Here is an 18,096-nt window from a genome sequence, read left to right on the forward strand (position 1 = left end):
GCGCGGGCGCCTTCAACGGCCTCCTGATCACCGCCAACCTCCTGACCTCGGTGGCGCTCGACCATTTCGGCTGGCTCGGCATGCGGCAGGTGCGGGCGGGCCCCCGGCGCCTCGGCGGGGCCGCCCTCATGGTGGCGGGCATCGTCCTCATCTCCCTGGTCTGAGGGCCGGGGCGATGCGGACCGGGCTCGCCTGGCTCCTGCGCAAGGAGACGCTCCTCCTCGCGGCGGCCATCGCCCTGGCGGCGGGCGCGGGCGCGGCCTGGTACCTGCTTCAGGCGACGGTGCTGACGATCGCGGTCGCCCCGCGCGACGGGACCGAGCCGGAGCTGATCAAGGCCTATGCCGACGCCCTCGAGGCCGGGGGCGAGGGCGTCCGCCTGAGGATCCTGCCCTTCGACGACGTGCGCGAGAGCGCCGCCGCGCTGCAGGACGGCCGCGCCGACCTCGCCGTGGTCCGGCCCGACGTGCTGCTGCCGACGAACGGGCTGACCCTCGCCATCCTGCGCGACCAGGCGATGGTCATCGCCTCGCCGGACCAAGCCCCCGTCAAGGGCTTCCCGAAGCTCGCCGGCAAGCGGCTCGGCATCGCCGCGCACCGGGACGCCGACCTCTCGCTGCTGCGCAACATCCTCGGCTATTACGGCCTCGCCCTGGAGATGGCGGAGGCGGGGGGCGCCGCCTCGCGCGAGCGGGCCGTCCACCTCGTCCCCGTGAACCAGGAGGCGGTCGCCGCCGCCTTCCGGGAGCGGCGCATCGACGCCTTCGTCAGCATCATCGCGCCCTCCGCCCCCAAGGCCCTCGCTCTCGTCGGGGCCGTGCGCTCGGTCGCCCGCAACGGCCGGGTCGAGTTCGTCGCGGTCGAGGATGACGGGGCCGTGATCGAGCGCTTCCCCCGGCTCCAGTCGGTGACCGTGCCGGGCGGCCTGTTCGGGGGCGACCCGAAGCTGCCGGCCGACGACGTCAAGACGGTCGGCGCCTCCTACCGGCTGATGGCGCGCGCCTCCTTGAGCCGCGTCGTGGCGGCCGACGTGACCCAGCAGCTCTTCGAGAAGCGCACCGCCGCCGCACGGGCGACGGACGCCGCCGAGTACGTCCAGGCCCCGGCCTACGACACGACGGCGGCGGCCACGAGCGCGCGCATCCCGATCCATCCCGGCGCGATCGACTATTACGAGCGCGAGCAGCACGGCCTCGTCGACCGCTACGGCGACACGCTCTACCTCCTCGGCGCGCTGGCCGGCGGCCTCGTCTCGGTCCTGGCCTGGATCCGCCAGCGCCTGGCCGGGCTGCGCCGGGAGCGCATCGACGAGATCGTGGACCGGCTGATCGAGGTGATCGGGCTCGCCCGCGCCGCCCGGGATCCGGCGCAGATCGAGGCCCTCACGGCGGAGGTCGACGCCCTCGCGGCCGACGCCGTGCGCTTCGCCCGCGCGCGCGAGCCCGACGCCCGCACGATGTCGGCCGTGTCCATCGCCATCGAGACGGCGCGGTCGACGCTGGCGGACGGCCGGCGCGGCGCGGCCGGCCGGTAGGGGCGCGAAGGCCCCCGGCACCCTGCGCCCGGCTAAGGGCCTCGGCAGCCGGGGCCTCGCCGGAGCATTCGCAGGTCGAGAGCGGCCCGCGCGGCGGCCGCGGACTGCACAGCCCAACAGCCGATTGGCGCGGAAAGATCAGCTCTCCCGTATCAATCTACCAAGAGAAACATTCGGATAAATTTCTGCGTCAATTTTGCACCCCGGGGCGAGAGAACATGGAACGATTACGAGGCGTTAAGCAGGCTCATCGTTGATTTGGAGATGATCTTGGTCAAACGTTTCGCTCTCGCCTCCTCGGCTCTCGCGGCCGCTCTCGCCTTCGCGCCGGTCAGCGCCGATGCGCGGCCGTTCGGCGGCCCGGGCTTCCACGGCGGTTTCGGCGGATACCGCGGTGGCTTCGGCGGATATCGCGGCGGTTTCGGCGGATACCGCGGCGGCTTCGTCGGCGCCCGCTACGGCGGCTTCCGCGGCGGCTACGGCTACCGGCGCGGCTTCGGCTACGGCGGCGTCGGTCTCGGCCTGGGGCTCGGCCTCGCGGCGGGCTACGGCCTCGGCTACGGCTATCCCGCCTACGGCTACGGGTACCCGGCCTATGGATACGCGCCGGTGGGCTATGCTGGCGGCCCCTACGGCTACCGCTACCGGCGCCCGTACCCGTACTATTACGGCTACTGAGGCGACCCGCACCGCAGCCCGCCCGGCCCCCGGCCGCGGCGGGCTTCTTCATGCCAGGAAGCAACTCCTGCGAGTTCGGGTTGGCGTGCCGCAATCTAGGATTTTTCGTGCGGCCGCGAAACCGTCGCGCGTGCGCGACCGTACCCGCCGGATGGCGTCCATCCGGAACCTCCCTCTCAGCCCCAACCTCTCGCCCGACGTGGTCCGCGCCGCCCGCCGGCGGCTCGCCCTCGCCGTCGGGGACCTGGCGCGGCTCGCCGATGTCGAGCCCGACATCGTCCGGGCCCTCGAGGCGGGCGAGCCCGTCGCCGACATCCGGGAGGTCGAGAGGGTGGCGGACCTCCTCGGCCTGCGCGCCCATCCCCGGCCCGCGGCCTGAGGCGCGCGAACGGGGCCTGCCGGGCGAACGGCCCCAGTGAAACCGTGAGGTGAAAAACTGGGGTGCAGGGCTCGGGTGCAGGGCTCGGGTGCAAGGCTGAGGTGCAAGGATCGGGTGAAAGGCCCGGATCGCTCCGGGCCTGCCGGGATCAGCGGCTTCCGGACCCGCCCCGCGCGCCGGCCGACGCGCCGGAGCCCGCATCGGTCGCGCCGGTGCTGTTCGAGGTGCCCGAGCGGCTCATTCCCGTCGAGCCGGCCGTGCCCGTCGAGCCGGTCGCGTCGTCGCGCTTGTAGCCCGCGGCGTTCGGCGGCCCCTGCATCTTGCCGTCCTGCTTGCCCATCTCGTGACCGGGCGCGCGGCCCGACCCGCCGGATGGGCCGGTATTGTCCGCCGCCCAGGCGGCGCTGCCGAGGATCAGGGTGCCGGCGACGGCGATCGCAAACGTCCTCATCGGGATCTCCTCTCGCGTCTTCTCGGGGCCGCCTCGCGGGGCGGCCCCGAGCTAACGCCCGCGGAGCGGGGAGCGTTCGGTCGCGGGCCTCGCGCGGCGGATCGGCGGCGCCGTCAATGCGCGCGCTCGGCGTAGATCGACCACGCGTGCGGCGCGTAGGGTCCCGGCGCCTCGGAGGCGGGCCGGCGCCCGGGCGCCTCGGCCTCGATGTCCTCGATGGCCCGGTCGACGAGCGCCCGCGGGTCGTCGCCCGCGGCGACGAGGAGGCGGAGGGCGGCGATGAGCTGGGCGTGGGCGTTGGACATGGCGTCACCTGTGCCTGTGCGAGACGGGCAGTGAAGCGCAGGACGGCGCCGCGGACTGTGCGCGGGTTCACAGAGCCGGATTCAGGCTCCGGCCGCCGCGAGCCGCGCCTCCACGAGGCTCCGGTACCCGGATCCGAACAGCCGCAGATGTACGAGGGCCGGCCAGAGCTGGTAGATCGGCACCCGCTCCGCGAAGCCCGGCTCGGCCGGGCCGTAGGCCGCGCGGAAGCCGGGGCCGGGGCCGCCGAACAGGGCCAGCATGGCGAGGTCGACCTCCGCATGCCCGTAATGGCAGGCCGGGTCGATCAGTCCGGTGACGCGGGCGCCGTGCCGGAGCACGTTGCCGCTCCAGAGGTCGCCGTGGAGCAGGGCCGGGCGCGGGCGCGCGGGCAGCCGCGCGGGCAGGGCGGCGGCGAGCGCCTCGACCCGGCGGGCGAGGCCGGGCTCGAGATGGGGCAGGTGGGGGGCGAGGCGGCGCTCGGCGAAGAAGGCGGGCCAGTCCGCGCTCGCGCCGTTCGGGATCGCGACGGAGCCGAAGGCGTAGTCCCGGTCCCAGCCGTAGCGCGCCCCCGTCGCGGCGTGGAGCCTCGCCACGGCGCGGCCGAGATCTGCATCCGCGCCGGATCCCGCATCCGCCGGCAGGCGCTCCATCACGAGGGCGCGCGCATCCGCGGCGAGGATGCGGGGGGCGGGCGCCCCGCTCGCCGCGATGGCGCGCAGCATCGCCGCCTCCGCGAGCGGGTCCGGCCCGTCCTTCACGACGGCCTCGCGCCCGTCCGCGAGGACGATGCCGACGAGGCGCGAGAGCTGGCCGCCATTCATCGCCCGCGTCCCGGCAAGCCGGCCGCCGAGGAGGTCCGCCCCGATCTCGGCGAGACCGGTCACCGCCGCGCGAGCCGCGCGACGAGGGCGCGCGCCCCCGCGCTCACATCGGCCCAGGCGACGTCGAAGGCCGCGTCCGCCTCGTAATAGGGATCGGCCACGGCCTCGCCGGCCCGCCCCGGGACGTGGTCGAGGAGGAGCGAGAGCGCGGCGCCCCCGTCCGGCCGCATCCGCTCCAGCGCCGCGAGATTGTCCGGGTCGAGGGCGACGACGTGCGTGAAGCGCGCGAAATCCTCCGCGCCCACCTGCCGCGCCCGGTAGCCGGAGATGTCGGCCCCGTGGCGCCGCGCCACCGCCTGGGCGCGCCGGTCCGGCGGCTTGCCGACGTGCCAGTCGCCGGTCCCGGCGGAATCCGCCTCCGCGTCGAGCCCGGCCCGCGCCGCCTCGGCGCGGAAGGCGGCCTCCGCCAGCGGGGAGCGGCAGATGTTGCCGAGGCAGACGAACAGGATGGCGGGCCGGCGGGCCTTCATGGGGCGGGTTCCTCGCGAGGGTGCGGCCGAGCTTAGACGGCCCCGCCCCGGTGGGACAGGATCGCGCGCCAGGATCGCGCGCCAGGATCGCGCGCCAGGATCGCGCGCCAGGATCGCGCGCCCCGGCCGCGCCCGCCCGCGCGAGCCCTGCGTGCGAATCGGAACAGCACTTGTGCGGATGCAAGAATTGATGCACGCGCTGAGGCACGAGTTTGCTAGAGTGGCCGCCGATCGTCGGCACGCGACCCAATTCCCGGCGCCGAAGCGTCGCCGCAACGCACACGACAGGGCGTGGTTCGAGATGCCTTCCGTTTCTGGCATGCCGAATACTGGCAGCAGCCATGGCGACAACTACAAATTTTGCTCCTCGCTTTTCAGGACTGCGCTGGACTCCATCGGCGAGGCGGTCGTCATCACCACCGCCGCGCTCGAGCCGCCGGGGCCGGTCATCGCCTACGTCAACCCGGCCTTCACCCGCCTGACGGGCTATCCGGAGCAGGAGGTGGCGGGCCGGAGCCCGCGCATCCTGCAGGGCCCCCTGACGGATCGCGCCGCGCTCGACCGGCTGCGCGCCGAGCTCGCCCGGCGGGAGGCGTTCGAGGGCACGACGACGAATTACCGCCGGGACGGGACGCCCTACATCCTGCACTGGCACATCACGCCGCTGCGCGACGAGGCCGGCGCCCTGACCCACTGGATCTCCCTGCAGCGGGAGGTCGGGCCCGAGGGCTATGTCGAGCCGGATCCCCACCGCCGCCTGCACGACCTCGAAGCGCAGGCCGAGGCGGCCCTCGCGCGAAGGGCCGAGGCGGAGGGAACCGAGGCCGCGCGGGCACTGGCGGTGTGGGAGGTCCGCGCCACCCTGGGGCTGGTGCGCTCGATCGTGCGCCGCACGGCCGACACCGCGGAGGCCGCGGACGAGCTCGTGCTGCATCTCGACGACCGCCTTCGGGCGGCGGGCCGCCTCAAGGTCGCGGCCCTGCAGAGCCGGCCGGGGCTCGGCCTCGCCCACATCGTCGGCGAGGAGCTCTCCGCCTTCGAGGCGTCCGAGCGCGGCCGCGTCCGCATCGCGGGGCCGGAGGTCACCCTGCGCGGCCGGGCCGCCGAGCTCCTCGGCCTCGCGATCCACGAACTCACGGCCAACGCGGTCTCGTTCGGGGCGCTCGCCGAGGCGGCCGGGACGGTCTCGGTGCGCTGGCGCGTGGAGCGCCGGAGCGGGGCGCCGCGCCTGATCCTGCGCTGGGTCGAGGCCGGGGCGGGGGAGCCCGTCCGCCCGCCCGCCCGCGCGGGCTTCGGCACGACCTTGCTGGAGCGGGTGCTGCCGGACGAGATCGGGGCGCGCACCGCCCTCGCCTTCGCGCCGGGCGGGTTCGCCTGCCGGCTGGAGGTGCCGCTCCCGGAGGATCCCGGGCGAATCGCCTGACAGCGCGCGAGCCGGGACGGCTCGGCGCATCGGTCAAGGCTTCCTCAACGGCGGGCGGGGAGGGGGCGTCCCGTTCCGGGACCGGCCCCCGTACGGCGCCGGACGGTTAAGCGTTCACTAACCATTGGGATCGAAACCGGGGGTTGCGACGCCACCCCTCCGGCGGCGCGACTCGGATGGGAAGCCATGGCCCCGGGATACGTGATCGCGACCGCTCTGGAGACGGCCGGACTGATCACGCTCGCCTTCGGATTGCTGCTGCTGCGGGCCGAGCGGAGCGCCAAGGCCGCGGAGCTGAAGGGGTTCCTGCGCTCCGGCCACCCGGTCCGGCAGGCGCCGCGCAGCCTTCCGGTCCCGCCGCCGCCTCCCGTCCGGGAGCGGGTCGCGCCCGCAGCGTCCGACGACGCGCCGCAAGCCCCGTCGGAAGCGCGCGACGCCCTGCGCCGGGCCTACCCGGACATGCCCGAAACCCGTCCGGCGGTGCCCGCGGCGGCGTGAGGGCCGGGTCCCGAGGCAGAGGTCGCGAGGGAAAGGTCCGCGAGGGAAAGGTCCGCGAGGGAAGGGGTCAGCGCAGGAGCGCGCCGAGGCCGCTGCCGCACAGGACCACGACGGCGAGCGTCATGATGAACTTCAGGTCTTCGATCCGCTCGCTCATCGCATCCTCGTCCGCAACGCCCCCGCGTCATGCGGGACGGGATCGAATGTCGCGGATCCGGCGGCGTTCCGCAGTGTGATTCGTCACGATCCGCCCGGTTTCACAGACAATCCCCACATCAGCGTTGACGCGGTGTTAACGCTTCGCCGAGATGGGCCGCGCCGTTAACGCGAATCACCGTCATGGCGGGGAACCTTCGCGGTTCCGGGCCGTTTCGCTTCAGGTCTCAACAACCGATTCGCCTTCCCAAGGCCGACACGGCCCGCCTTCTCCCGAGAAGGCGGGCCGTTTCGCGAGCGGCCTGCTCGGCCCGCGCCCGCGCGGTCTGGTATTGTTCAGCTGCGTGCGGTTAGGGGGGCCTGTCCACGCGGAGTCGCCCATGCGCAACCTTCTCCTCCTCCTCATCCTGATCGCGGCAGGCTTCGTCCTCGTCGCCATGTACGTGGCGCCCTCGCAGCCGCAATTGCGCGCGTGGTACCGCGACAATGCCTGCGTCCATCTCGACAAGGTCAGCCCGCAGATCTGCGCGCCGATCCGCCAGGCCGAGGGCGCCTAGGGAGCCCGGCGAACCCTGCGCCGCCTCCTCGACTGGCTCTTCCGCGACCGGCGCACGGGCCGGATCACCGTGGCGCAGTGGCCGAACCTGCCGCTCTGGCTCTTCGCCGGGTCGAGCGCGGCGGCGCATCTCCTCGGGCCGGACGGGGCAGGCGGCGCCACGCTGCGCCTCGTCGCGGCCGCCTGCCTCGCGGTCTGGGCCGGCGACGAGGTGCTGCGCGGCGTCAATCCCTGGCGGCGCCTGCTCGGGGCGGGCGTGCTGGCGGGAGGGGCCTTCGTCCTGTTCCGGACGGTGTGATCCCCGTCCGGCCTGCGGAGCGCGCGATCAAGGAAAGTTGATCGCGCGCAACCCATTGACCGGAGCGTTCATCGCGGGCACGCGTGCAACCCTGGCGTCAGGGAAGATCGGGGGATCACGATGACGGATGCGGGCGCCATGCCCAGGCTGTCCCTACCGGCCGCCGTCTCGGAGCGGGAGCGGGTGCTCCGCCGCATCGCCGAGACGCTCGAACTGTCGCTCGTCGACCTCTACGAGGCGGGCGCGCCCGCCTGCGGCAACGAGCCGTCCAAGGCGGAATGCGCGGCCCTGATCTCCGCCTTCCACCGCATCTCCGATCCCGACCTGCGCCGGCGCTGCCTCGCCCTGGTCCAGGCCTTCAGCGAGGTCTGAGCGGGTCCCCGGCTCACAGGTCGGCGGAGCGCCGGGACAATTCCCCCCTCAGGCTGCGGGCGGCCTCGAGCAGCGCGGCGTCGCGGCGCTGGCGCGGGCGGGGCACGTCGATCCGCACCTCCGCCGCGACCCGCCCCGGGCTGCCGGCGAGGACGACGACCCGGTCGGCGAGGGTGACCGCCTCGTCGATGTCGTGGGTGACGAACAGGACCGTCTTGCCGGTCTGCGCCTTGATCCGCTGCAACTCGTCCTGGAGCCCCTCGCGGGTGAAGCTGTCGAGGGCCGAGAACGGCTCGTCCATCAGCAGGACGTCCGGCTCGACCGCGAGCGCCCGGGCGATGGCGACGCGCTGGCGCTGGCCGCCGGAGAGCTGGTGCGGCCAGCGCCGCGCGAGGTCGCCGAGGCCGACGAGGGCCAGCATCTCGGCGGCCCTGGCGCGGCGCTCCGCCTTCGAGAGGCCCGAGCCTTCGAGGCCGAAGGCGACGTTGTCGATCACCCGCCGCCAGGGCAGGAGCCGCGCATCCTGGAACACGAGGGCCATCGGCGTGCGGCAGCCGGGCCTCGTGTCGAGCCGGACCTTGCCGGAGCTCGGCCGGGCGAGGCCGATCAGCACCCGCAGGAGCGTCGACTTGCCGACGCCGGACTCGCCGACGATCACCAGGAACTCGCCGCGCGCGATGCTGAGGTCGAGATTCGACAGGATGACGTTGCGCTGCCCCCCGCGCTCGTAGGCGAGGCTCAGGGCCCGGATGTCGATGATCGCGTCGCCCATCGCCGTCACGCCCGCCAGCGCAGGAGCCAGCCCTGCAGCGCCACGAAGGCGGAATCGAAGAGGCCGTAGAGAGCGGCCATGGTGAGCATGTAGACGACCACGATGTCGGTGGAGAGGAGGCTCGACGCCTGCATCATGCGCTGGCCGACGCCGGGCACGCCGAAGATCTCGGCGGCCACCACCGCCATCCAGGCTTGGCCGAGCGCCGTGCGCAGGCCGACGAGGATGCCGGGGGTGGCGGCGGGGAGCAGGATCTTGGCGAGCCGCGCCAGGGGCGAGCGGAAGCCGAAGGCCTGCGCCACCTCGATCAGGTCCCGGTCGACGCCCCGCACCGCCCCTTGCGTCGCGAAGAACACGATCCAGAACACGCCGATCGCGATGATGAACACGGCGGCCGAGGGCTGCACCCCGAACCAGATGATCGCGAAGGGCACCCAGGCGAGGCCGGGGATCGGGCGCAGCAGCCGCACGATCCAGGCGGTGAAGGCCTCGAAGCTGCGCGACATGCCGCTGAGGAGCCCGAGGCCGACACCGGCCCCCGCGCCCGCGGCGAGGCCCGCCACGTAGTGGCTCAGGCTCGACAGCACCGCCTCCGGCCAGATCCCGAGGGAGACCTCGCGCAGGAAGGCGGGCGGGATCGTGCTCGGCGGCGGCAGGAAGGCGGGGTTAATCAGCCCGAGCCGGGGCATCGCCTCCCAGAACAGCAGGAAGGCGGCGAGGCCGGCGGCGGCGAGCAGGGTCGAGCGGACCAGACTCATGGCTTGCGCGTCGGGGCGGGCTTCGGGGAGGGCGCCGGGCGCCGGGTCAGCGCCGCGTCGCCTTCTCGTAGAAGCTCGACACGAACAGGCCGTCGACGGGGATGTCCTTGTCGAGGGTGCCGATGCTGACCTGATAGGCCTGCATCTTCTTCGTCGCCTCGATGATGGCCCGCGGGTCCGCCGTGAAGCGGGAGGCGGGGGAGGTGAGCGCCTTCTGGATCGTGGCGACGTCGGTGATGCCCTTGCCGAGCGCCTGCTCGACGGGCACGGCCGCGCGGGCGGGATCCGTCTTGAGCAGCTCGGTCGCCTTGACCACGGCCTTGACGAGCCCCTCGACGGCCTGCGGGTTCTTGTCCGCGAAGGCGCCGAACACGCCGACGACGGTGCCCGGCTGGTCGGGGAACATCTCGCCCCCCGTCGCCACGAGCTTCATGGCCGGGTTGCGGGTCTGCACGATGGTCAGGGCCGGCTCGCGGATCGAGGCGCCGTCGACGGCGCCGGCGAGCAGCGCCTGCTGGGTCGCGTCGATGCCCATCGCCACGATCTCGGCATCGGCCTTGTCGGTCTTGGTGACCTGCCAGAGCCAGTGCTGCAGGGTCGTGTTCGGCACCGAGCCCGGGGGCTGCGTCGCGAGGCGGGCGGCGCGGCCCTCCTTGGCGCGGAAGGCCTTGAACGCCTCGGCCTTGCTCGCCCCGTCCTGGAAGTAGGGGGCGAGCTTGGGGCCGGCGACGAAGACCATCTCCTCGATCGCGGTCGCGGCGACGACGCGCACGTCGATGTTCTTCGAGCGGGCGACGGCGAGGGGCGCGATGCCGGCGACGTAGACGTCGATCGTGCCCGAGGCCAGCGCCTGGATCATGTTCGGGCCGGATTCGAAGGTGGTGAAGCTCGGCGCGAGGCCCGCCTCCTTGAGCCAGCCCTCGCCGTTCGCCACGAAGACGGGGGCGGCGCCGACGACCGGGATCACGCCGATGCGCACGGGGACGGGGGTGTTCTGCGCGAGGGCCGGGCCGGCGACGAGGAGGGCGGCGGCCGTGAGGCATGCCTTGAGGACCGGGAGGAGGCGCATGCGGTGATCCGGACGGGGAATAGGGTCGTCCCCATGCCACAGGCGGGCAAAACTTCAAATACCATTGTGGCCGCGTGAATTCCCTGCCCGGTCCCGGGAGCGGCCCGTCTGCTACATCCAAAGGTTGTTTGATGGTGTAGCCGCAACCCGAACGGGTCCGCCACCGTTTCAGGCGCCTCTTCAGCTCCGGACGCGGCAGTCTTGACAGTGGGATCACCAGAACAAAGACCATGCACCGCACATCTGAACCCGCAGAGCGATTCGCCTGTGCAATGTCCGTCGAGATGATCCGCGCGGATCATCTCGGCCAAGCCCGCCGGAAGCGAGGGGATGGCGGGCGTGAGCGCCCGGGCCGCGTCGGCTTCCCGCAGGGCAGGGCCGGCCCGTTCCTCGGCAAGGACGTGGGCAAGGACAAGGCGACAGGGTGATCGTTCTCGCAAGCTTCCTGTGCCTCGCGGCGGGCGTCGCCCTCGCGGCGGCCTCGCTCCGGTATCCGGCCCGCGCGCCGGCCCTGGAGCGGTGGAGCGGGGTGTGCCTCGTCGCCGGGCTGGCGCTGCTCGGCGCCGGGCTTCAGCTTCAGCGCTGAGAGCCGAGGAACACGGCCAAGCCGGCCGCCGTTGTCCACCGGCCGCCGCACGCGGCCCACGATCCTCCGAGATCACGAGACATCCAGGGAGTCATGCCATGAGCCTCATCGGCAGCATCGTCAGCAAGATCCTGCACCCGTTCGGCGGAGGTTCGGCGGAGGCGGCGGGCGCCCCGAGCGCCCCGGCCGGCGGTTCGAGCGCGCCGGCCTCCGGTTCGAGCGCGCCCGCCTCGACGGCGACGACCGGCGGCGGCGGCGGCGGCGGCGCGGCGGCGCCTGCCGGCGGCCCGGTCGACGTCGAGGCCGTCCTCAACGATCTGGCCTCCAAGAACTCGCAGAAGCTGAACTGGCGCACCTCCATCGTCGACCTGATGAAGCTGCTCGACCTCGATTCGAGCCTTCACGCCCGCCAGCAGCTCGCCGACGAGCTGCACTATTCGGGCGACAAGAACGACTCGGCCTCGATGAACATCTGGCTGCACAAGCAGGTCATCAAGAAGCTGGAGGAGAACGGCGGCAAGGTCCCGGCCGACCTCAAGGACTGAGCGCGGCGCCCGCGTCTCGACCTCCGATCCCGGGCCCGCCCGGGATCGCCCCGCGGTCGCAGGGGCCGCCGGGCCGGACCGGCTCAGCCTTCGGCTTCCGCCGCGCAGAGCCGCTCGACCGCGCGCAGATACGCCTTCGCATCGATTTTCCTCAGCGAGTTCTCGCTCTGGTAGCGCACGGTGCCGAAGATCCGGCGCCGGGCCCAGGGCCGGTCGTGCAGGCCGTAGACCCAGGCCACGTTGGTGAAGGAATTCGGGTCGCGGCCGTCGAGGAAGTAGCGGTTGTTGAGCCGCAGCGTCCGCGCGAAGCCCTCCTCGGGGGAGGGGGACCATTCGAGGATCTTCTTGCCCCAGTACATGCGCAGGTGGTTGTGCATGTAGCCCGTCACCCGCATCTCGGCCTGCGCCGCGTTCCAGTAGACGTCGTGCGTGCGCCCCTCCGCGAGCTCCTCCTCGGTGTAGGTCCGGGGGCGCGGGTCGCCGGCCTGCTCGGAGAGTGTCCTGCGCGCCCATTCGGGGACCGCGTGCGCGTAGGAATCGTAGCGCTCGGTGTAGAAGACGTGGTTCATCGCGAGTTCCCGGCGGACGATCAGCTCCTCCAGGTAGGAACGCTTGTCCTCCGCGGTGCCCGCCTTCGCCGCGCGCACCGCGAGCGCGATCTCGACGGGCGAGATCTGCCCGAAATGCAGGTAGGGGCTCATATGCGAGGCTGCCCCCGCTTCCGGCCGGTTCCGGTCGGTGCCGTAGGCGGCGAAGGGCCCGGAGAGATAGGCCTTGAGGCGGGCCCGGGCCGCGTTCTCGCCGCCCCGGAAGCGGCGCACCGGCGCGACCGTGCGGTCGAGGCTCATCCCGGCGAGGACCCGGTCCGGGTCGGACATGTCGATCGCGCTCGCCCCATCGATCGCGCTCGCCACCTCGAGACCGTCCGCGCGGACGGCGACCGTCCGGGCGCGCAGGGGCTCGAGATAGGTCTCCCAGACCTTGTGAAGCTTCGGCCGCAGGGTGCGGGCGCCGTATTCGTGCTTGCCCGAGGCTACCTCGACGGGCACCACCACGTCGCCCTCGACCTGCAGGATCCGGGTGTCGACGGCGCCCACGATCTCCCCGTACCAGCGCTTCTGGATCGCGAGATAGCCCCGGTCGAGGACGAGGAGGGCGGCCTTGGCGGCCAGATCGATCGCGATCTCGGCGGGCGAGGCCTTGCGCATCACGAAGGCGATGCCGCGCGCCTCCAGCCCCGCCTTCAGGTCGGCGAGGCCCTGCAGGAGGAAGGCGTAGTGGCGGGCATTGGCCTCCGGGAAGCCGCTCGCCCCGTCGAGGAGGCCGAAACAGGCGACGACCGGCAGGCCCAGCCGATTCGCCTCCTCGACCGCGAGTTCGAGCGCCGGGTTGAAGCGGGCGCGATTGGCCTGCTGCACGAGGTAGAGCACGTAGGCCCCGCCCGCCCTCGGCTCCGCATCCTTGAGAACCCGTACCCGCCCCGCCTGGATCGCCATGCCCGCCCCCGTCGCTTCCCGGACAAACTAGGGCGTGATGCCCGCCCGTCCCTAGGGCGCGCCGCATGGTCTCGGGGGTGGCCTCCCGAGTGCCCGCGAGCAGTCGGACCCCGCGGAATCTTCGCGGATGCGCAGCCTGATCGCGCCGGGACTTGCCGACGGGATCTCGAGACCCGGCGAAACCCTGCCTCCTCTCGATGCGACATTTTGAACACAGAGCCAGGGCAATGTGCGCGGGCGCACGACAAACGACAGTCTTGCTGCCCCAATCCCCTTGCAATCCGGCGCGCAAGGTTCAGATTGTGCATTGCGAGATCGCGATGGCGTCGCGGTCCCGCTGCCCTCCTTGGGCGTTTCCTCCCTAGACTTCGGGCCGCTCCTTCGGGAGTGGCCTTTTTTCTTTCAACCTGCGGCTCGCTGGTGTCGCCGCCGCTTCGGCGTAACCTGTCGGCATGGCCGACGAAGCACCGACCCCCGGCAACACCCTCATCCTGCGCCTGATGCAGGGCGTGCGTCGCGACGTCCACGCGATGTCCGAGCGCGAGGCGCGGGTGATCGAACGCCTCGGGCGCATGAACTGGCGCCTCGACGACGTGCATATGCGGCTCGACGAGGCGGAGGCGGCGCGCCCGCCGGGGCCGTGAGGCTCAGCCCCGCGCCCGCGCCCGAATCATGAAGTTGTCGTAGGTGTACTCGGCCACCTGGAACCAGAGATACTCCTCGTTCCGGAAGGTCTTCATCGCCTCGTAGACCCGCTTGAAATCCGCGTTCTTTCCCGCGATCTCGCCGTAGACGTCGTTGGCGTGCTTGAGGGCCGCCTCCATCACGTCCTGCGGGAAGGGGCGCAGCTGCGCGCCGCCCGCCACGAGCCGGCGCAGCGCCCCCGGGTTGCGGGCGTCGTATTTCGCTTGGACCTCGGCGCCGACCTGGGCGGCCGCGCTCTGCAGCACCGCCCGGTAGGTCTTGGGCAGCGCCTTCCACTTCTCGGCATTGATCCAGAAATGCAGCATCGCGCCGCCCTCCCAGAAGCCGGGATAGTGGTAGATCGGCGCCACCTTCTGCAGGCCGAGCTTCTCGTCGTCGTAGGGGCCGATCCATTCGGCGGCGTCGAGCGCCTTCGATTCGAGGGCCGCGTAGATGTCGGGGCCGGCCGTCGCCTGCGGCTGCGCGCCGAACTTGGCGAGGACCTGCGCGCCGAGGCCAGCGATGCGGATCTTGAGGCCCTGGAGGTCGGCGGCCGTCTTGATCTCGCGGCGGAACCAGCCGCCCATCTGCGCCCCGGTATTGCCGCCGGGCAGGCTCATCAGCCCCTGCTTGGCGAAGACCTCGGAGAAGAGGTCGGCGGCGCCGCCCGCGTGCCACCACGCGTTCTGGCCCCGGGCGTTGAGGCCGAAGGGCAGGGCGGTGGCGAGCGCGAAGGTCGGGTCCTTGGCCGCCGCGAGGGTCGCGGGGGCGTGCCCCATCTCGAGGCTGCCGGAGGCGACGGCGTCGATCAGGCCCTCGGCCGGCACCGCCTCGCCGACGGCGAGCGGCTTGATCTGGAAGCGCCCGTCCGTCGCCTCGCCGACCAGGCGGCCGAGCGTCTCGGAGGCGCCGAACAGGATGTCGAGGGTCTTCGGGTAGGCGGAGGCGACCCGCCAGCGCAGCTCCGGCGCGGCCTGCGCCAGGGCGGGCGCGGCGAGCGGGGCCGCCGCGGCCCCGCCGAGGCCGGCGAGCAGGGCGCGTCTCGGCAGGGAGGGCAGGTCTGAGGCCATGACGTCTCGCTCGAACTCTCTCGGGTCGCAGGCCGGTCGGCCCGGCCGCCGTTCACGAACGGGGACGGCGCCGAAACGATCCCCGGCTCCGCCGCTGAAGCGATCCCCGGCTCCGCCGCCGAACCGATCCCCGGCTCCGCCGCTTCGGCCGCGCGGCCGAAGCCGCCCCTATCACGCCGGAGGCCCGCTCGAAACCGCGCCCGTCCCGTGCTACGGCGCGGGCGTGACGCCCGATCTCATCACCCTCCACACCGTCTGCGGCCTCGAAGAACTCTCGGGCCACGCCGAGCGCGGCGTCAGCCACGTCCTGTCGCTCCTCGATCCCGGCACGGAGGAGCCCGAGATCTTCGGCCGCTTCCCCGCCCACCGGCGCACCACGCTGCGCTTCCACGATTGCCTCGGCCCGGGCGAGGGGCTGATCCCGCCCGAGCGCGACGACGTCGCCGCGATCCTCGCCTTCGGCGCGCAGACCGGCGGGGCGGCCCACCTCCTCGTCCACTGCCATTACGGCCTGTCGCGCTCGACCGCCGCACTCCTCGCCCTCTTCGCCCAGGCCGATCCGGGGGCCGGCGCCGGGGCGCTGGTGGCGCGGCTCCACGCCCTGCGCGAGCCCGCCTGGCCGAACGCCCGGATGATCGGCTTCGCGGACGAGTTGCTCGGCCGCTCCGGCACCCTGAGCGAGGCGGTGCGGCGCCTGCACGCCCACCAGCTCACGGTGCGCCCCCACCTCGCCGACCTCCTGCGCGGCCTCGGCCGCGGGGCGGAGGTCGACGCCGCGCTGCGGGCGGGCTGAGGGCTCCCGCGCCCCCGCCCGGCCCGCGCCGGCCTGCTTGCCCGCGGGCCTACTTGTGCCTGCGGGCCTCTACTTGCCCGCGGGCGTGAAGGCGCCGTCCTTCCAGACGTAGAGCACGTAGCCCTGGGCAGTGACGTCGCCCTTGGCGTCGAAGCCGACCGAGCCGAGCACGAGGTCGAAGCGCTCCCGGTGGAGCGTCGCCGCGATGGTCCGCGCGTCGCTCGCATGGGCGAAGTTGCCGGCCGCCACCAGCGCCTGGAGGGCGGCGTAGCCGTAGATCGTGGAGCCCGTCGGGTCGACGCCGTCGGCCTTGAAGGCCTGGACCACGGCGGCCGCGGCGGGCTGGCGGCTCGGGTCGAGGTAGAAGGTCATCAGGACGCCGTTGCTCGCCGGCCCCGCGATCTTCGAGAATTCCTGCGTGGCGATGGCCGAGGTCCCGAACCATTGCGGGCGGAAGGCCCGCTCGGCCGAGATCCGGACGAGGCGGCCCATCTCGGCGGCGTCGCCCCCGTAATAGACGACGTCGATGCCCGCGCCCTTGAGCCGGTCGGCGAGCGCCGCGTCGTCGGCGTCGCTCGGCGAGAAGGCCACCGACAGGGCCTCGTTGATGCCGATCCGGTTGAGGTTGTCCTTGGTGGCGGCGGCGAGCCCCCGGGAGGCCGGGGTGAGATCCTGGATGAGGGCGATCTTGCGGTCCCGGAAGCGCTCGGCGAGCACGGTGGCCGAGAGCCGGGCCTGGTCGTCGTCGCGCCCGCAGACCCGGAAGATCGTCGGAAGGCCGCGGTCGGTGAGCTTGGCGGCGACCGAGGCCGCGGTGATCATCACGATGCCGTTGGCCGCGTAGACCTCCGAGGCCGCGATCGAGGCGTTCGAGCAGACGTGGCCGACCACGAGGCCCACCTTCGACTGCACGAAGTGGTTGGCCACCGCCGTCGCCTTGTTGGAATCGCAGGCATCGTCCTGCACGTCGAGGACGATGGTCTCGCCGTCCAGCCCGCCCGCAGCGTTGGCGTCGCGGGCGGCCGCCTCGATGCCGCGCAGGACCTGCTCGCCGATCGCGACGTAGGCGCCGGAGCGCGGCACCGCGACCCCGACCACGATCTCCGCCGCGGCCGGGCACGCCCCGTGCGCGCAGAAGCCGGCCGCCGCGGCGAGCGAGAGGACAACGCGTCTGATGCTCATCGGGCCTCTTCTAGCACCCGGCGCCGCCCGCGAGCAGCCTCGGACGCTCCCCTTCGCGCGGGCCGGCGCAGCCCGGCTCACCTCACGCAGCGCCCCGCCTCCGGGGGAGGCCCCGGCGCCCGAGCGTCGCGTGAGAGGATCCGACACCCGACCGTCGTGGATCGACCCCGCCCGCGCAGCAAACGCCGCCCGCCCCCCGGAAGGCAAGGGGGGATTTGGTCGAAGGACCCGCGACGCCTGGGCTGCACGCCTGGGCTGCGAGGCCTGGGCTGCGAGGCCCGGCCCGCGGCCGCCCTGGCTTCACCGTGTGTAGGCGTATGTGGCGGCGGCGGCGCTGATGGGGCCGGAGGCGGCGGAGAAGGCGGAGAGGACCTTCTGGACCTCGGTGAAGGGGGCGTTGGAGACGTAGATCAGGTCGCGGTTGCGCATGCGGAAGGCCTGGGTCAGGAACAGGCTCTGGGGATCGCGCATGTCGATGCGGTAGACCACCGGCACCAGCGGCGTGCCGAGCAGCGCCGAGCCCGGCTTGAGCTTGCGCACCACGCTGGCGGGCTCGAAGCGGAAGATGAAGGTGCCGGAGGGGTCGGCCTGGAAGTCGGACAGGCCGCGGGCCTTGGCCAGGCCCTGGGCGAGCGTGATGCCCTCGGCCTGGAACGGGATCTCGGTGGAGTTGCCGAGCGCGCCGACCGCCAGGAAGGTCTGGGGATCGCGCACCAGGGTGAGCACGTCGCCCGGGCGCAGGTAGATGTTCTCGCGCGGGTTGGAGACCACGGTGGTGAGCGGCACGGTGGCGGTGGTGGGCCCGCGCGAGAGCCGCACGAAGGTCTCGGCGACGGGGGCGCGCACGCCGCCGGCGGAGGCGACCACGTCGAGCAGGCGGTCGCCCTTGGCCGAGAGCGGCAGGCGGGCGCCGCCGGCGACTTCGCCGGTGACGGTGACGGCCTGGGAGACGGGGCGGGTGACGGAGACGAGCACCTGGGGCTGGATGGCCTTGCCGGCGAGTTCGGTCTCGATCAGGGCCTGGACGTCCTGGGTGCGGCGTCCGGCGACCTGGATGCGGCCGGCATAGGGCACGGAGATGGCGCCGTCGCGGGAGACGACCTGCTCGGGGATGAGGGCGGACTTGGATCCGGCCGAGA

At 73.0% G+C, this 18,096-nt stretch carries 25 protein-coding genes; 14 read left to right on the forward strand and 11 right to left on the reverse strand.

The annotated features are described in order from the left end of the window. The 4 genes from E1J50_RS21100 to E1J50_RS21115 all read left to right on the forward strand — a co-directional run. Nucleotides 1-164: DMT family transporter (locus tag E1J50_RS21100; protein WP_207919262.1), on the forward strand; the 164-nt coding region annotated here is incomplete at its 5' end. 11 nt (nt 165-175) lie between these two features. Beyond that, nucleotides 176-1,534, forward strand: coding sequence for a TAXI family TRAP transporter solute-binding subunit (locus E1J50_RS21105; RefSeq protein ID WP_132255759.1), 1,359 nt, complete (start codon nt 176-178; stop codon nt 1,532-1,534). A 270-nt stretch (nt 1,535-1,804) separates the two neighbouring features. Next, entirely contained in the window at nt 1,805-2,212 is a 408-nt protein-coding gene (locus tag E1J50_RS21110; RefSeq protein ID WP_207919260.1) for a hypothetical protein, read from the forward strand. Between the two features lie 130 nt (nt 2,213-2,342). Continuing rightward, nucleotides 2,343-2,591, forward strand: coding sequence for a helix-turn-helix domain-containing protein (locus E1J50_RS21115; RefSeq protein ID WP_132255761.1), 249 nt, complete (start codon nt 2,343-2,345; stop codon nt 2,589-2,591). 148 nt (nt 2,592-2,739) lie between these two features. Here E1J50_RS21115 and E1J50_RS21120 read toward each other — a convergent pair whose 3' ends face one another. The 4 genes from E1J50_RS21120 to E1J50_RS21135 form a co-directional block, all read right to left on the reverse strand. Continuing rightward, complete coding sequence (locus E1J50_RS21120; RefSeq protein ID WP_132255762.1) at nt 2,740-3,042, reverse strand: hypothetical protein; 303 nt, start codon at nt 3,040-3,042, stop codon at nt 2,740-2,742. Nucleotides 3,043-3,155: 113 nt separating this feature from the next. Continuing rightward, nucleotides 3,156-3,347, reverse strand: coding sequence for a hypothetical protein (locus E1J50_RS21125; protein WP_132255763.1), 192 nt, complete (start codon nt 3,345-3,347; stop codon nt 3,156-3,158). An 81-nt stretch (nt 3,348-3,428) separates the two neighbouring features. Further along, a complete protein-coding gene (locus tag E1J50_RS21130) occupies nt 3,429-4,232 on the reverse strand; it encodes a fructosamine kinase family protein (RefSeq protein ID WP_207919261.1) in 804 nt (267 codons plus the stop codon). Continuing rightward, nucleotides 4,229-4,699, reverse strand: coding sequence for a low molecular weight protein-tyrosine-phosphatase (locus E1J50_RS21135; RefSeq protein ID WP_132255764.1), 471 nt, complete (start codon nt 4,697-4,699; stop codon nt 4,229-4,231). Before E1J50_RS21135 ends, E1J50_RS21130 begins: the two co-directional genes overlap by 4 nt. A 319-nt stretch (nt 4,700-5,018) precedes the next feature. Between E1J50_RS21135 and E1J50_RS21140 the strand changes: the two genes are divergently transcribed. The 5 genes from E1J50_RS21140 (at nt 5,019) to E1J50_RS21155 (ending at nt 8,002) form a co-directional block, all read left to right on the forward strand. Further along, the gene (locus tag E1J50_RS21140; RefSeq protein ID WP_165937937.1) at nt 5,019-6,122 is read left to right on the forward strand and encodes a PAS domain-containing protein; all 1,104 of its coding nucleotides are present in this window, start codon (nt 5,019-5,021) and stop codon (nt 6,120-6,122) included. A gap of 186 nt (nt 6,123-6,308) precedes the next feature. After that, nucleotides 6,309-6,620 (forward strand): hypothetical protein, encoded by a 312-nt coding sequence (locus tag E1J50_RS21145; RefSeq protein ID WP_132255766.1) that lies wholly within the window; start codon nt 6,309-6,311, stop codon nt 6,618-6,620. A 536-nt stretch (nt 6,621-7,156) separates the two neighbouring features. Continuing rightward, the gene (locus E1J50_RS27515; protein WP_165937938.1) at nt 7,157-7,333 is read left to right on the forward strand and encodes a hypothetical protein; all 177 of its coding nucleotides are present in this window, start codon (nt 7,157-7,159) and stop codon (nt 7,331-7,333) included. A gap of 15 nt (nt 7,334-7,348) precedes the next feature. Beyond that, nucleotides 7,349-7,630 carry a hypothetical protein gene (locus E1J50_RS21150; RefSeq protein WP_132255767.1) on the forward strand — a complete coding sequence of 94 codons (282 nt, stop codon included), beginning with the start codon at nt 7,349-7,351 and terminating at the stop codon, nt 7,628-7,630. A gap of 138 nt (nt 7,631-7,768) precedes the next feature. Beyond that, entirely contained in the window at nt 7,769-8,002 is a 234-nt protein-coding gene (locus tag E1J50_RS21155; protein WP_245516685.1) for a hypothetical protein, read from the forward strand. A gap of 13 nt (nt 8,003-8,015) precedes the next feature. Here E1J50_RS21155 and E1J50_RS21160 read toward each other — a convergent pair whose 3' ends face one another. Genes E1J50_RS21160 through E1J50_RS21170 form a run of 3 tightly spaced genes read right to left on the reverse strand, consistent with a single transcriptional unit; the run spans nt 8,016 to nt 10,601 of the window. Further along, a complete protein-coding gene (locus tag E1J50_RS21160; RefSeq protein WP_132255769.1) occupies nt 8,016-8,774 on the reverse strand; it encodes an ABC transporter ATP-binding protein in 759 nt (252 codons plus the stop codon). A gap of 5 nt (nt 8,775-8,779) precedes the next feature. Beyond that, nucleotides 8,780-9,532 carry an ABC transporter permease gene (locus E1J50_RS21165; RefSeq protein ID WP_132255770.1) on the reverse strand — a complete coding sequence of 251 codons (753 nt, stop codon included), beginning with the start codon at nt 9,530-9,532 and terminating at the stop codon, nt 8,780-8,782. Between the two features lie 46 nt (nt 9,533-9,578). After that, nucleotides 9,579-10,601 carry an ABC transporter substrate-binding protein gene (locus E1J50_RS21170; protein WP_132255771.1) on the reverse strand — a complete coding sequence of 341 codons (1,023 nt, stop codon included), beginning with the start codon at nt 10,599-10,601 and terminating at the stop codon, nt 9,579-9,581. Nucleotides 10,602-10,873: 272 nt separating this feature from the next. Here E1J50_RS21170 and E1J50_RS27520 point away from each other — a divergent pair, with 272 nt between their 5' ends. The 3 genes from E1J50_RS27520 (at nt 10,874) to E1J50_RS21175 (ending at nt 11,732) form a co-directional block, all read left to right on the forward strand. Continuing rightward, nucleotides 10,874-11,029: a hypothetical protein gene (locus E1J50_RS27520; RefSeq protein WP_165937939.1), complete on the forward strand. Its 156-nt coding sequence runs from the start codon at nt 10,874-10,876 to the stop codon at nt 11,027-11,029. Beyond that, nucleotides 11,026-11,187, forward strand: coding sequence for a hypothetical protein (locus tag E1J50_RS27525; RefSeq protein WP_165937940.1), 162 nt, complete (start codon nt 11,026-11,028; stop codon nt 11,185-11,187). Before E1J50_RS27520 ends, E1J50_RS27525 begins: the two co-directional genes overlap by 4 nt. A 98-nt stretch (nt 11,188-11,285) precedes the next feature. Further along, on the forward strand, nt 11,286-11,732 hold the full coding sequence (locus E1J50_RS21175) for a DUF3597 domain-containing protein (RefSeq protein ID WP_132255772.1): 447 nt from the start codon (nt 11,286-11,288) through the stop codon (nt 11,730-11,732). Between the two features lie 83 nt (nt 11,733-11,815). Here E1J50_RS21175 and E1J50_RS21180 read toward each other — a convergent pair whose 3' ends face one another. After that, on the reverse strand, nt 11,816-13,228 hold the full coding sequence (locus tag E1J50_RS21180; protein ID WP_132255773.1) for a deoxyribodipyrimidine photo-lyase: 1,413 nt from the start codon (nt 13,226-13,228) through the stop codon (nt 11,816-11,818). A 452-nt stretch (nt 13,229-13,680) separates the two neighbouring features. On the opposite strand from E1J50_RS21180, the gene E1J50_RS21185 reads away from it, so the two are divergent. Continuing rightward, entirely contained in the window at nt 13,681-13,872 is a 192-nt protein-coding gene (locus E1J50_RS21185) for a hypothetical protein (RefSeq protein WP_132255774.1), read from the forward strand. A 3-nt stretch (nt 13,873-13,875) separates the two neighbouring features. Here the strand turns inward: E1J50_RS21185 and E1J50_RS21190 are convergent, their stop codons facing one another. Beyond that, a complete protein-coding gene (locus tag E1J50_RS21190) occupies nt 13,876-14,982 on the reverse strand; it encodes a TRAP transporter substrate-binding protein (protein WP_132255775.1) in 1,107 nt (368 codons plus the stop codon). Nucleotides 14,983-15,205: 223 nt separating this feature from the next. Here E1J50_RS21190 and E1J50_RS21195 point away from each other — a divergent pair, with 223 nt between their 5' ends. After that, nucleotides 15,206-15,775 (forward strand): tyrosine phosphatase family protein, encoded by a 570-nt coding sequence (locus tag E1J50_RS21195; protein WP_132255776.1) that lies wholly within the window; start codon nt 15,206-15,208, stop codon nt 15,773-15,775. A gap of 69 nt (nt 15,776-15,844) precedes the next feature. Here E1J50_RS21195 and E1J50_RS21200 read toward each other — a convergent pair whose 3' ends face one another. Together E1J50_RS21200 and E1J50_RS21205 are read right to left on the reverse strand one after the other, a co-directional pair. Then, the gene (locus E1J50_RS21200; RefSeq protein WP_132255777.1) at nt 15,845-16,957 is read right to left on the reverse strand and encodes a branched-chain amino acid ABC transporter substrate-binding protein; all 1,113 of its coding nucleotides are present in this window, start codon (nt 16,955-16,957) and stop codon (nt 15,845-15,847) included. A 300-nt stretch (nt 16,958-17,257) separates the two neighbouring features. After that, on the reverse strand, nt 17,258-18,096 hold an 839-nt coding region (locus tag E1J50_RS21205; protein WP_132255533.1), incomplete at its 5' end, for a polysaccharide biosynthesis/export family protein.

Origin of the sequence: Methylobacterium segetis (assembly GCF_004348265.1) — a bacterium.
GTDB lineage: Bacteria > Pseudomonadota > Alphaproteobacteria > Rhizobiales > Beijerinckiaceae > Methylobacterium > Methylobacterium segetis.